A 12,381-nucleotide genomic window follows, 5' to 3' on the forward strand; every position below is an offset into this window, starting at 1 on the left:
TCCATACTGCCCCCTCGCTCGGCGGGGCTTCTAATCGAGGTTGCCGACGAACTCGCCGATCTCTTTGACGAACCGGGCCGGATCCTCGACGAACGGTCCGTGGTCGCAGCCGTCCCAGAACGACGCCTGCGCGTTCGGCACGAGGTCGGCGGCGTGCCTGCCTGCCGCGACGTCCACGACGGAGTCCTCGGTGCCGTGGATCACCAGAACAGGGACGTCGAGCCGCCGCAGCAGGTCGTCGTGGCTCGCAGCGCGGTCGAAGAGGGCCGCACGTACCCGCGGCGGGGTGCTGAGGCTCGCGCCGAACAGCGCCTGCGACTGCGCGCCCTTCCCTTCGGGCGGGCCGGTGAGGGCGGTCCCGAACGCGCCGAGCGCGCGAATGGCGACGCGCGGCTCTTCCGACATCGCGCCGGGAACCGCTTCCCGCATCGCTGGGCCGACTTTGCCGCCCTTCTCCCCCCGGCCGATGCTGGTGATCGCACCGACGAGCACAACCCCGTCGACCGCGGCGCTCCCGTGCGTGGCGAGATAATCGCAGATGACGAGCCCACCGTACGACCATCCGAGGAGGACGGCCCCGGATGTGACGTCTTCGGCGGCAAGGACCGCGCGCACGTCTCCGGCCCAGACCGCGGAGTCGTCGTATCCGGTGGTGGGCACGCCCGAATACCCGTGCCCGCGTAGATCGGGAGCGATCACCCGGTACCGGGCCGCCAGTTCGTCCAGCACCTCGGTGCCCCAGCACTTCGAGGACTGCGCCCAGCCGTGCAGCAGGACGAGGGGGCGCGCGTCCTGGGCGCCGGTGACCGAGTAGACGAGCGGCGTTCCGTCGACGCCGAAGGTTTCACGAATAGCCATGCGGCCACCCTAGGGGGCCGCCGCCCTGCCGGGCGCGTGCAAGTATTGCCCTCATGAGTGTCCTGGTGTGTTTCCACGCCCATCCCGACGACGAAGTGTTCACGACCGGCGGTGTGATGCGGCAGGCCGCGGACGCCGGTCATCGCGTGGTCGTCGTCACGGCCACGGACGGGGCGCTCGGCGAGGTTCCCGACGGGATCCTGAGCGAAGGCGAATCGCTCGCCGAACGGCGCAGGCGCGAGCTCGAGCACTCGACCACCCTCCTCGGCGCCGCGCGGGTCGTGATGCTCCACTACGCGGACTCGGGGATGGCCGGCACGCCGGAGAACGACAACCCGGCTGCGTTCTGCAACGCCGACGTCGAGGAGGCGGCCGCCCGGCTGGCCGCCGTACTCGTCGAGGAAGCCGCCGACGTCGTCACCATCTACGACCCCAACGGCGGGTACGGGCACCCCGACCACGTCCAGGTGCACCACGTGGGAGTCCGCGCCGCGGAGATGGCCGGTGTGCCGCACGTGTACGAGGCTGCCGTGAGCCGCGACCACATCCGGGGTCTGCTGGCCGCCAACCCCCAATGGTCCGAGGACGCGCAGCCGCCGGACCTCGACAGCTTCGGCCTACCAGAGTCGGAGATCACCACGGTCGTCGATGTCAGCGGGGTTCTCGAGGTCAAGCGGGCGGCGATGCATGCGCACGCCACCCAGATCGGCGATTTCGGGCCCTTCCTCGCCATGCCGGACGAGCAGCTCCGTGCGGTGTTCGGCCAGGAGTGGTTCCGCCGCCGCGGGGCGCCGGACGGTCTCGCGGAATCGTCGCTTCCGCTCTGAGGAACTCGAGGCCCGTGAACTGCCTGCGGGGACCGGACTACGCGCCTAGCATCCACGGGTATGGGACCCGCTGATCTCCTCACCAGCCTCAGACGGTCCTGCGACCGGCGCGCTGATCCGATGTCTTGGTTGCTGCGCGCCTACCGCGCCACGGGAGCCGACCTGCCGTTCGGCAACCTCCTCGCAGCGCACGGCGTCGCAATGGAGGGTTACTTCTGGCGGTTCACCCAGCCGGCCACGGGCCAGGTGGTCATCGCGCTGGCCGGCATCAACCGCGCTACGGACGGTCAGTGGTCGACGCTCGGCCTGGCCGCCCATCCCAATCGGTTCCTGCGCACCGACGCCTACCCGGAGGGACACGCGGAGTCCGCTGGGCTGGGAGCGTTCGCAGGCAGGGCGTTCCGCGGCACCGCCGACCGCGTCCAGGTAGATCTCGGACCGGATGCGCGACTCGACGTCCGGGTGACCGATCGCGTCGGATGGCCGCATCGCCGCTTCGGCGGATCCAGCGTCTTCCAGAGCGTTCCGGCGCTCAACCAGTACTGGCATCCGTGGTTGCTCGGTGGCAGAGCCGAGGGCACCGCGGTGCTCGGCGACACCGAAATCGATCTCGGCGGCGCACAGGTGTACGCCGAGAAGAACTGGGGGAAGGGCGGTTTCCCCGACTCCTGGTGGTGGGGGCAGGCTCAGGGATTCGCCGATCGCCAGGCGTGCGTAGCGTTCGCGGGCGGCGAGATCTCCGCAGGCCCGCTCCAGACCGAGGTGACCGCCGTGGTCGTCGCCCTGCCCGACGGCACCGTGTTCCGCCTCGGCAACCCCGTCACCTCCCCGGTACGAGCACACGTGACCGAGGATCGCTGGTCGCTGCGGGGGCGAAGCCGCACCTGGAGTATCGAGATCGAGGGCACTTCCCCGCTCGGCTCCGCACACGTGCTGCCGGTACCGCTGCCCGAGGAACGTCGCAACATCGCGGGCGCCCTCGAACATCTCGCCGGGTCGATGAGTGTCACCGTCCGTCGCCGTGGTCGTCTCGTGTGGGCAGACGAATCTCCTCTGGCAGCGCTCGAACACGGGGGCATCGAGCGCGCCCGCGAGGAACTGCGGCGACGGGGAACCGCACCGGACGCCACGTCGGCGCCACCCCTCAGCTGACCGCTGTCCGACCGCCCCGTTGCCGACGGAAAGTTCAGCAGCGCAGCCTCGTACGCACGCGGCTGACCGATCCATCCGCACCTACTGGAGAGACACACGCCGCATCGCACCGACCGGGTCCGAGTACAGAGCACTCAATGACACCACCGTCGACGCATACTCCTGCACCCGGTTTCCGAAGCCCGTGATGCGAATGTCCTTGCGCTCCAACGACGAAGATCGAGCGAACGCCTCGGCCACGTGCGGAATTCCGGCCGGATACTCGGTGAAGGCCTGACCACCGAGGATCACCCGATCCGGATTGAACAGGTCCCGCAGCATGGCCACCGCCTTGCCCAGCACCTGAGCGCGCTCGACCAGAAGATCGTGCGCAGCAACCGATCCGGCCGCCGCCACCTTGTACAGCGCACTCATCGACGGCAGCCGTGCCGACTCCGGCAGGATGCCCGCCGACACTGCGGCACCGAGAATTGCACGATCGCTGATCGTCGCTTCGAGGCATCCGCTCGAGCCGCAGGAGCACTGTGCCGAGGAACCGGTGGGGAGGTGCGCGATGGAACCCGGCCCACTCGACGGCGTGTGCACCCGGCCGTCGATGGTGATGGCAATTCCCGCGGTTTCGCGCGCGTAGAAGTACAGCCCCGTTTCACCCTGCGCCACGAAATCCTCACTGTCCGGGCTCAGTAACAGTTCCGACGCGGCCATCGCTTCGACGTGGGCGGCGACGGACACCGGCAATCCGAGCCCGGCGGCGATGATGGCTCCGACCTGCGCCGATTTCCACCCCAACCGGGGATGATCGACCACACCTGTCTGCGCATCGACGCGTCCACCGAGAGCGACGCCCGCCCACAGCGGACTGCGCCGGTGCCAGCGGGACGCGAAAGCCCGTGCGCTGCGGGCGATACCGGTCAGAGCCTCGGCGGACGGACCGCGCGGCGTCGGAACTTCCACAGCCCCGAGCACCTTTCCGCGCAGATCGCTCGCGAGGATGCTGGTCACCACGGCGCCGATGTGGATTCCCACGGTGAGGTACGGCTCGTGGTTCACCTCGAACGGGACGCGGGGACGACCGATCGCACCGGAGGGCGTGAGATCGCCGCGCTCGCGGAGCAACCCGAGATCGAGAAGCATCGATACCTGACGATTGACGGTCGCAATACTGAGGCCGGTCGCCTTGGCGGCCACATCCCGCGACAGGGGGGCCGCGAGCACGGGCCACGCGAAGGACACCGGCGGCGGGACCGTCGCTGATCCGCAGTTCGGGAGGAACGATGGTCAGGCGCGGACGAGACAAGGGACGCTGGAACCGGGGAGAGGCGCTCAGGTTCGAACTGGAAAGAGTGGGTGTAGACACGAAGTAGTCCTTGCGTACGGAGGCGGTGCGCACCTTCGTCCGAACACGGCGTCGTCCCTGCGGGGACGCGGACGGCTGATCAGGAGAAGACTGCGCGGGTCAGCTGGAGACGCTGAAACAGCGACAACACAGTTCCCGCGCCAACGGCAGCCGCGATCCCAGCGCGGAAGTCACATAGGTGACCCGCGGAGCGGTCGGCTGGCCTGAGGACATGTCAAGAAAAATAGCACCTTCGGTCGCTTCCACCAATCTCTGCCGATTCGACGGTCCCCGCGACTCTTGCGATCAGAGTGACGCCAAACCTTCCGGCGGTGGCGCGCCGATGGTTCGGTTGCAGGACTGCACATCGCTTCCGATACCCGAAAGGCCCATCATGTCTATCGATTTCGCGCCCGATCAGGTTGCCGACTCCCCTGCCGTTCCGGGTGCCGCCGGCGTCGTACAACTGGGCGAACACATCGGAGCCCGGATCGACGGTGTTCGGCTCGGCGGCGACCTCGACCCCGCCACGGTGTCGCTGATCCATCGGGCGCTGCTCACCCACAAAGTGATCTTCTTCCGCGGACAGCAGCACCTGACGGACGATTCCCAGTACGAGTTCGCACAGCTGCTCGGCTCCCCCACCACCGCGCACCCCACCGTCACCTCGCGGGGAACCACGGTGCTGCCCATCGACTCCGACTACGGCAAGGCCAACAGCTGGCACACGGACGTGACCTTCGTCGACCGCATCCCGAAGGCGTCGATTCTGCGTGCCGTGCAACTTCCGACCTACGGAGGCTCCACCACCTGGGCGTCCGGGGTCGCGGCTTACAACGCGCTTCCGGAGCCGCTCAAGATTCTCGCCGAGAACCTGTGGGCCACCCACACCAACGTCTACGACTACGCCGCGACGAGCGCGGAGCGGGCGCAGAACGAGAAGACGCAGGAGTACCGCGCCGAGTTCCAGTCCACCTACTTCGAGACGGTGCACCCGGTGGTGCGGGTGCACCCGGAGACCGGCGAACGCACCCTGCTGCTCGGCCATTTTGTGAAGAATCTCGTCGGCCTGAGTTCTGCACAATCACAGGCGCTGTTCCGGATTCTGCAGGATCACGCCATCTCCCTCGAGTACACGACCCGGTGGAGCTGGCAGCCGGGCGATGTCGCCATCTGGGACAACCGCGCAACGCAGCACTACGCCGTCGCCGATTACGGGGATCAGTACCGCCGGCTCAATCGCATCACCCTGGCCGGGGACGTGCCCGTCGACATCAACGGCGAACGCAGCCGCAGCATCGCAGGCGACGCGAGCAGCTACTCGGTCATCGACGAGCCCGCGCCCGTTCGCGGGTAAGGCTCGAGCCCTACCATGGCCGCATGATCATCTCACCCGACACCCGCGTCGCCGTTGTCACCGGAGCGAGCTCCGGAATCGGCGAAGCCACCGCCCGCACACTGGCTGACCAGGGCTTTCATGTGGTCATCGGAGCGAGGCGGGTGGATCGACTGGAAAAGATCGCCGGGGACATCGGGGGTACGGCGCTCGAGCTCGACGTCACCGACGACGACTCGGTGGACGCCTTCACGGCAGTCCTGCCCCGGGTGGATGTGCTGGTGAACAACGCGGGTGGGGCCAAGGGGCTGGCGCCGGTCCTCGACGCCGACCTCGACGACTGGCGCTGGATGTGGGAGACGAACGTCCTGGGAACCCTGCGGGTGACCAGGGCGCTCCTGCCCAAACTCGTCGACTCGGGCAACGGACTGATCGTCACCATCACGTCGGTGGCGGCGCTCGAGGCCTACGACAACGGCGCGGGCTACACCTCGGCCAAACACGCACAGGCCGTGCTGCATCGGACGCTGCGTGGAGAGTTGCTGGGCAAGCCTGTTCGCCTCACCGAGGTTGCGCCGGGCGCCGTGGAGACGGAGTTCTCGCTGGTGCGGTTCGAGGGCGACAAGGAACGCGCCGACAAGGTGTACGAGGGGATCACTCCGCTGGTAGCCGCCGACGTCGCCGACATCATCGGTTTCGTGGCGTCGCGCCCCTCGCACGTCAACATAGACCAGATCGTCGTCAAGCCCCGAGATCAGGCTTCCTCGGGACGTTTCCACCGCACGACGTGACCTGAGACGTCGGTGACCGACAAGCCTCACTGCGGCTCGTCACCGGTCCCGTCCGTCGGCGCGGCGATCCTGAAATTCGAGCAGTAGGACCACGGCCCACACCGCGGCAACGATCAACGCCACCGATCCCAACAGCATCCATCCCGCCACCGCAGCCCCCTACCGGTCGACCTGTCCCGAAAATCGGGACTCGTTCAGGTAGACGCAGCGGGGGTCGGTTCGGTTCCCCTACGCGAGCGCGGACATCGACTGCCAGGTCGGCCAATCGACGGCCCAGTCGTAGATGTCGCCGTCGGCCGCCGACAATTCGATGGAGGTGCCGGTGACCTCCACAGGATCGCCGTACATGGCCGTGCCGAAATACTGTTGGGCGTCGCCCAGCGACAGATTGATGCAGCCGTTGGTGACGTTCGACGACCCCTGCACTCCGAGCGTCTCGGGATTCGCGTGGATGAATTCGCCGTTGTTCGAGATGCGCACCGCCCACCGCTCGCGGACGTTCTCGTAGAACGGCGGGTTGGACATGAGGAAGTCCTCGTGCTTCTCCGTCACCATGTGGATGCCGCTTCGCGTGACGTTGCGCGGTTCGTTGCCCTCGCCGTAGCTGACCGGGATGTCCATGATGGTCTGGCCGTCCCGCACCACCTGCATACGGTGGCTGGGCGCGTGGGCGATCACGATCTGACTGCGGCCGATGGTGAAGTCGAGCGACAGGTCCTCCGCTCCGTAGGCTCCGTCACCGAAGTCGAGCCCGTACAGCCTGGCGTCCAGATTCACGGTGGTGCCCGGTGCCCAGTAGTTCTGCGGTCGCCAGTGAGCACGCGACCCGTTGTCGTCCGGCAGCCAGGCCCACGACCCCGGAGTGGGCGGCGTCGTCGTCACCGTCATCGCCTTCTCCACCGCGGCCTTGTCTTCGACGGTGTCGTGAAACTGCACGATGATGGGCGCGGCGATACCGACCTCTTGACCGTCACCGATGTTCAGGTTGGCCGAGATCGTCTGCTCGGGTTGCACGGTGGTGAAGCTGCCGTCGACGGTGACCGTCTTGCCGTCGGTACCGACGGCAGTGCCCTGCCACGTGTAGGTGGATCCGTAGCCGAGAGCCTCACCGACAGTGAACGTGGTTCGGTCGGGCGACAGGACGCCCTGTACGGCACGGCCCTCCGCATTGACGAGAGCGATATCGGTGAAAGTGCCCTCGGCGGCGGTGGCCGAGACCGGCGATACCGGGTTCACGTCCTGCGAACCCGACTCCGGATTCTGGGTGACGTGAACCACCGGTTCGGGAGGGGCGACGGGCGTTCCGGACTGCGAGCCCACCGTGCAACCGGCGAGCAAGGCGACGAGAGCGATCAGCGCCGCCGCCACATACGCGACCCGCTTCCGGCTTGTCCGAGAACCCAGTTCATGCACGACTGACACGTTACCTGCGCTACGGACCGACCTTTCAGATCGCGCAGCCCACCGTGACGGGTTCCGGTTCGAGGCGGACACCGAACGCCGACTGGACACCGTCCCGCACGTCCCGCGCAAGGGCCAGGAGATCCTCGGTCTTCGCCGCGCCGCGATTGGTGAGTGCCAGGGTGTGCTTGGTGGACAAGCGGGCTGCGGCGCCTTCGGCGGGATACCCCTTCGAGAACCCCGCCCGCTCGATCAGCCATCCGGCGGAGAGCTTGGTGCCTGTGGCGGCCGGATACTGCGGCACCGAGACGTCACCGAGTCGAGCTTCGACGGCAGCAAGAACGGCGGTCAGTTCGCTGTCGGGTACGACGGGATTGGTGAAGAAGGACCCCGCACTCCAGGTGTCGTAATCGTCGGGGTCGAGCACCATGCCTTTGCTTCTGCGCAGGTCGAGGACGGCGTCGCGGACCTCGACCGACGGTCGCCGGTCCCCTTCCTCCGCCTCCAGGGCAGAGAACAGTTCCCGGTAGCGCAACGGCTCGCTCGAGCCGTCCCGGTGCACTGTCAGTTCCACCGCGAGCACGAGGGCCGCGTCGGTGTGTTTCAGGACGCTCGTGCGGTACCCGAGTCCCAGCGCGTCGGGCTGCACCCATCGGACCTCGCCGGTGCGGCGGTCGAGGAGCCGCACGCGCCGCAACATGGTGCCGATCTCGACGCCGTACGCCCCGACGTTCTGCACCGGAGTGGCACCCGTCGAGCCGGGAATTCCGGACAGACATTCGAGCCCGCCGAGCTCGGCGGCGACGGTCTGCGCCACGACCTGATCCCACTCGGCACCGGCCTCGGCAGTGACGAATCCCTCGTCGAATTCCACGGTGGTGTTCGACACACGGACCACCACGCCGTCGAAACCGTCGTCACCGACCACCAGATTCGAGCCGCCCGCGAGGATCAGCGTCGGTATGCCACTCGCGTCGAGCAGGCGGACCACATCGACCAGCACCTCGGTGGTCGGGCACTCGGCCACGATGCGCGCCGGCCCGCCCACCCGCAGGGTGGTCATCTCCGAGAAGTCGAGATTCTCGGACACGAAGGCGCCGGAATCGACGAGTTGACTGACAATGCTCACATCCCACACATCCGCAAACGGTAGCCTGCGGACCGTGAGCCGCCGCATCGAGCATTCCTCGACCTACTCCTTCCCCGTCGAACACGTCCACGCCGGCCTGACCACCGAGCAGTACTGGCGCGACCGGATCGCCGAGGTCGGCGGGCCGGGGGCCACGCTCGACGAGGTCACGACCGGGCCCGGGACCATCTCGGTGTCCATGTCGCAGTCGATTCCCGCCGAGCATCTGCCGAGCATCGTCGCGAAGGTCCGATCGGGGGACCTCGTGATCGCGCGCACCGAAACGTGGAACGCGCTCGACGGCGGTCGCGCGTCCGGCACCTTCACTGCTCGGGTCACCGGCGCACCCGCTGAGATCTCGGGATCGCAAACCCTCACCAGCGAGGGCTCCGGCACGAAAGTCCAGGTCACCGGCAAGGCCGAGGTCAAAATACCGTTGATCGGCGGCAAGATCGAAGGCGCCATCGGAGACGAGGTGCTGCGCCTGATCGACAAGGAGCAGGAGTTCACGCAGCGGTGGCTCGGCGCCTGACGCCCGCCGAGCGGCGTCTCGACGGTCCCCGACCTGGGGCGGGCGTCGATTGTGTTCGGTCACAGTCCGGTAACCTTGACGATCATGGCTCGCCGCATCGACTACTCAGCCCGTTACAAGTACACCCCGAAAGAGGTGTACGGCGCGTTCACCAACCGCGACTACTGGGACGCGCGCATCGAGGAGATGCGGAAGTACTCCGAGAATCACATCGAGCACTTCGAGGTCAGCGACGACGGAATCGACATCGTCCTTCACCACATCCTGCCGCGCTCCGAACTCCCGGAGATCGCGCAGACCGTGATGAAGAAGGACATGGTCATCACCCGTAAGGAGTCGTACACCCCGTTCGGTGACCCGACCACCGGAACGTACGAGGCATCGATCCCCGCCGGACCCGGCAGCCTGACGGGCACCATGAAACTGTTCGCCACCGACACCGGATGCACGTTCCGCACGTCGTCCGAGGCAAAGGTGTACCTGCCGTTCATCGGCGGGAAGCTCGAGCAGCTGATGCTCGTCAACCTCATCGACCTCTTCCGCGCCGAGGCCGAGATCACCGAGAACTGGTTGTCTCAGCAGTAGCTTCCACAGCACACAGCTCCCATGACTTCAGCGACGCTGAGGCGGCCCCGTGGTGCCCAGGCCGGCCTCACCCCCCGGGGTGTCATCACTCGGGGCACTACCGGCATCAACCGTCTGCGGCGCAGCGATCGCTGGCTCGTGAACGACGCGTTGGTGCGTCGCACGCTCGGGGACAGCGCCGACCCGCTCGTCGTCGACCTCGGTTATGGCAATCGCCCGCACACCACCTTCGAACTCGCCGACCGACTCCTCTCGGTGCGGCGGGATCGACGGGTGGTGGGTCTCGAGATCGACCCCGAACGGGTGGTCGAGGGCGGCAACGGAGTGAGTTTCGCGCGGGGCGGCTTCGAATTGTCCGGCCTGCGTCCGGTCTTCGTCCGGGCATTCAATGTGCTGCGGCAGTACCCGGAGGAGTCGGTCGGGCCGGCTTGGGCGCTCATGCAGTCCGGCCTTGCCCCGGGCGGGCTGATTCTCGAGGGCACGTGTGACGAACTCGGCCGACGCTGCGCCTGGGTGTTGCTCGACGCGACCCGCCCCCTGTCGCTGACCCTGGCCTGGGATCCTTTCGACGTCGAGACTCCATCGGACATCGCCGAACGCCTGCCGAAGGCGCTGATCCACCGCAACGTTCCCGGCGAACCGATCCACGCGCTGCTCGCCGCCGTCGACCGAGCCTGGGCGATCGCCGCACCGCACGGCTCGTTCGGTCCCCGGGTGCGGTGGCGAGCGTCCCTGCAACTGCTGCGTGCGCAGGGTGTCCCGGTGCAACCGCAGCGCAGACGTATTCGCGACAACGTGCTCACCGTTCCGTGGGACCTGGTGGCGCCGGCGCAGTCGCCGAGGTAATCCCCCACTCCCCCACAGAGCCGCCCCGTCACGTTCCTCGGCGAAAGACGTTGCGCGTCGGGATTGCTCGGCGGGGCTTTCGTCAGGTGCAGGTGGCCAGCGCATGCTCGACGCGCTGAGCGACCTGCGCGGGCAGCGACCCACACTCGCCGTGCAGGGTGCGCACATCCAGGCGACCGATCGCGACCCCGTCGGAGACCACCTCGTCGAGCAGTTCCTGTGAGATGCCGCTGGCGGCGAGGTCGAGCGCGGTACACGTCGGTGTAGTGATCCGCAGTGGTCCCACCTGCTCGCAGTCCTCCGCGCGAAGCGAACGGCGGTGCAGCGCCAGTTGCTGCGTGGGCGAGGGTGGCGACAGCACGGTCGAGAGGTGGATGAACCGCGGGTACAGGTGCCCGAGACCGTGCAGTTCGGCCGCGCTCTGGTGCGAGACGGCCGCGGCGGCACCGAACCACGTGCACCACTTCGCGAACTCGTCGAGGTCGGAGTGGGGACTGCTGTTCAGTCGGAACAGATCTCGCTCGATCTTGTCCCAAGACCCTGCGCTGACGTGCGCACCGATCTCATCGGCCGTGAAACCGAGGCGCAGCACTTGCGCCGTGGTGAAATATCCGGCTTGCGCCGTAGCGAGACGTGTCAGTTCTTCGCCGACACCGTCACGCCCGGGGCCGCCGGGACGTGGAGCCAACCATCCGGACATTCCCTCACATTACGGTCTCTTGTGTCGTGAATCACACTTTCTCGCGAACTTCGCGTGCGCCCCGCGGCGGTATTCACAGAAATTGTTCAGAGTTGTCGGGAAGAATCCGTGCAATGGCAGCCCGAACGAACTCCGCATCCCGAAGTAACCGTGTGCTCGTCATCTCGCTGATCGTCATCGCCGCGCTCGTCGCCGTGCTGGTCGGCGGTGAACTCTATGTCCGCCACAGCGTGAAAAGCTGCATGGCAGATCAGTTCGAGAGCCAACTCGGGTCCAAGGTGGACGTGGGCCTGAGCTGGAAACCCGTGTTGCTGCAATCGCTGGACAAGAACGTCCCCTACATCACCATCGACAGTGACGACACGAAGTTCGGTCCCGCAGTGGGAATGCAGGTCAACGCCCAGATCAACGACATCCGCATCGAGGACACCCCCGAGAGCAGCGGCACCATCGGCAGCTCGGACGCCCACATTCACTGGTCGACCGAGGGAATCCTGGCGACGCTGCAGCAGCAGGCGTTCGGCTCCCTCGTCAGCGCCGTCAAGGCCGATGCGGACGCCGGGACCCTGACCTTCTCGGTCGGTCCTGCCGGACTCGCCGAGCTGACCGTCCGGCCCGAGGCCGCCGGCGGAACGGTTCAGGTGAAGACGGTGAACGCCGAGATCCTCGGGTTCGGTCTTCCCACCGACCTGGTCGACGGAATTGTGCAGACCCTCACCTCGAGCCTGCAGACCTACCCGCTCGGAATGCAGCCGACCTCGCTGGAGGTCACCGACGATGCCATCGAGATCACCCTCGAGGGCGGCGCGTACACGATGCCGGCAGCCGGTACCCAGCAGCAGCAGGAACAGCAGCAGAGCAGCTGCGGGCTCCTCGTCTGATCGAGCG

The 12,381-nt window shown here is 67.2% G+C and carries 12 protein-coding genes and 1 pseudogene; 8 read left to right on the forward strand and 5 right to left on the reverse strand.

What is annotated here, in order from left to right:
- Positions 1–30: 30 nt before the first annotated feature.
- Entirely contained in the window at positions 31–858 is an 828-nt protein-coding gene (locus tag HYG77_RS08135; RefSeq protein WP_208962370.1) for an alpha/beta hydrolase, read from the reverse strand.
- A 53-nt stretch (positions 859–911) separates the two neighbouring features.
- Here HYG77_RS08135 and HYG77_RS08140 point away from each other — a divergent pair, with 53 nt between their 5' ends.
- Together HYG77_RS08140 and HYG77_RS08145 are read left to right on the forward strand one after the other, a co-directional pair.
- On the forward strand, positions 912–1,685 hold the full coding sequence (locus tag HYG77_RS08140; protein ID WP_208962371.1) for a PIG-L family deacetylase: 774 nt from the start codon (positions 912–914) through the stop codon (positions 1,683–1,685).
- 120 nt (positions 1,686–1,805) lie between these two features.
- Positions 1,806–2,837, forward strand: a complete 1,032-nt coding sequence (locus HYG77_RS08145) for a tocopherol cyclase family protein (RefSeq protein ID WP_208962372.1) — start codon at positions 1,806–1,808, stop codon at positions 2,835–2,837.
- Positions 2,838–2,918: 81 nt separating this feature from the next.
- Here HYG77_RS08145 and HYG77_RS08150 read toward each other — a convergent pair.
- Positions 2,919–4,194 (reverse strand): annotated as a pseudogene (locus tag HYG77_RS08150) (ROK family protein).
- 373 nt (positions 4,195–4,567) lie between these two features.
- Here HYG77_RS08150 and HYG77_RS08155 point away from each other — a divergent pair.
- On the forward strand, positions 4,568–5,530 hold the full coding sequence (locus tag HYG77_RS08155) for a TauD/TfdA family dioxygenase (RefSeq protein WP_208962373.1): 963 nt from the start codon (positions 4,568–4,570) through the stop codon (positions 5,528–5,530).
- A gap of 23 nt (positions 5,531–5,553) precedes the next feature.
- Entirely contained in the window at positions 5,554–6,300 is a 747-nt protein-coding gene (locus HYG77_RS08160; protein WP_109327803.1) for an SDR family oxidoreductase, read from the forward strand.
- 228 nt (positions 6,301–6,528) lie between these two features.
- On the opposite strand, the gene HYG77_RS08165 is transcribed toward HYG77_RS08160, so the two are convergent.
- Together HYG77_RS08165 and HYG77_RS08170 are read right to left on the reverse strand one after the other, a co-directional pair.
- A complete protein-coding gene (locus HYG77_RS08165; RefSeq protein ID WP_208963319.1) occupies positions 6,529–7,713 on the reverse strand; it encodes an Ig-like domain-containing protein in 1,185 nt (394 codons plus the stop codon).
- A gap of 34 nt (positions 7,714–7,747) precedes the next feature.
- The gene (locus HYG77_RS08170; RefSeq protein WP_230990210.1) at positions 7,748–8,791 is read right to left on the reverse strand and encodes a UDP-N-acetylmuramate dehydrogenase; all 1,044 of its coding nucleotides are present in this window, start codon (positions 8,789–8,791) and stop codon (positions 7,748–7,750) included.
- A gap of 73 nt (positions 8,792–8,864) precedes the next feature.
- On the opposite strand from HYG77_RS08170, the gene HYG77_RS08175 reads away from it, so the two are divergent.
- From HYG77_RS08175 to HYG77_RS08185, 3 genes are all read left to right on the forward strand, one after another.
- Positions 8,865–9,362 (forward strand): DUF2505 domain-containing protein, encoded by a 498-nt coding sequence (locus HYG77_RS08175; protein ID WP_208962374.1) that lies wholly within the window; start codon positions 8,865–8,867, stop codon positions 9,360–9,362.
- 84 nt (positions 9,363–9,446) lie between these two features.
- Positions 9,447–9,947 (forward strand): DUF2505 domain-containing protein, encoded by a 501-nt coding sequence (locus HYG77_RS08180; RefSeq protein ID WP_109327795.1) that lies wholly within the window; start codon positions 9,447–9,449, stop codon positions 9,945–9,947.
- A gap of 21 nt (positions 9,948–9,968) precedes the next feature.
- The gene (locus HYG77_RS08185) at positions 9,969–10,793 is read left to right on the forward strand and encodes a class I SAM-dependent methyltransferase (RefSeq protein WP_208962375.1); all 825 of its coding nucleotides are present in this window, start codon (positions 9,969–9,971) and stop codon (positions 10,791–10,793) included.
- A gap of 82 nt (positions 10,794–10,875) precedes the next feature.
- Here the strand turns inward: HYG77_RS08185 and HYG77_RS08190 are convergent, their stop codons facing one another.
- Positions 10,876–11,493 (reverse strand): type IV toxin-antitoxin system AbiEi family antitoxin domain-containing protein, encoded by a 618-nt coding sequence (locus HYG77_RS08190; RefSeq protein WP_109327791.1) that lies wholly within the window; start codon positions 11,491–11,493, stop codon positions 10,876–10,878.
- Between the two features lie 113 nt (positions 11,494–11,606).
- Here HYG77_RS08190 and HYG77_RS08195 point away from each other — a divergent pair, with 113 nt between their 5' ends.
- Entirely contained in the window at positions 11,607–12,374 is a 768-nt protein-coding gene (locus tag HYG77_RS08195) for a DUF2993 domain-containing protein (protein ID WP_208962376.1), read from the forward strand.
- The last annotated feature ends 7 nt before the right edge of the window (positions 12,375–12,381 follow it).

The organism is Rhodococcus sp. ZPP (assembly GCF_017656075.1).
Taxonomy (GTDB): domain Bacteria; phylum Actinomycetota; class Actinomycetes; order Mycobacteriales; family Mycobacteriaceae; genus Rhodococcus_F; species Rhodococcus_F oxybenzonivorans.

Bases quoted from the DNA above. Each gene is read 5' to 3' on its own strand.
- HYG77_RS08135 (WP_208962370.1), bottom strand. From the start codon at position 858: ATGGCTATTCGTGAAACCTTCGGCGTCGACGGAACGCCGCTCGTCTAC.
- HYG77_RS08140 (WP_208962371.1), top strand. From the start codon at position 912: ATGAGTGTCCTGGTGTGTTTCCACGCCCATCCCGACGACGAAGTGTTC.
- HYG77_RS08145 (WP_208962372.1), top strand. From the start codon at position 1,806: ATGTCTTGGTTGCTGCGCGCCTACCGCGCCACGGGAGCCGACCTGCCG.
- HYG77_RS08155 (WP_208962373.1), top strand. From the start codon at position 4,568: ATGTCTATCGATTTCGCGCCCGATCAGGTTGCCGACTCCCCTGCCGTT.
- HYG77_RS08160 (WP_109327803.1), top strand. From the start codon at position 5,554: ATGATCATCTCACCCGACACCCGCGTCGCCGTTGTCACCGGAGCGAGC.
- HYG77_RS08180 (WP_109327795.1), top strand. From the start codon at position 9,447: ATGGCTCGCCGCATCGACTACTCAGCCCGTTACAAGTACACCCCGAAA.
- HYG77_RS08185 (WP_208962375.1), top strand. From the start codon at position 9,969: ATGACTTCAGCGACGCTGAGGCGGCCCCGTGGTGCCCAGGCCGGCCTC.
- HYG77_RS08190 (WP_109327791.1), bottom strand. From the start codon at position 11,493: ATGTCCGGATGGTTGGCTCCACGTCCCGGCGGCCCCGGGCGTGACGGT.
- HYG77_RS08195 (WP_208962376.1), top strand. From the start codon at position 11,607: ATGGCAGCCCGAACGAACTCCGCATCCCGAAGTAACCGTGTGCTCGTC.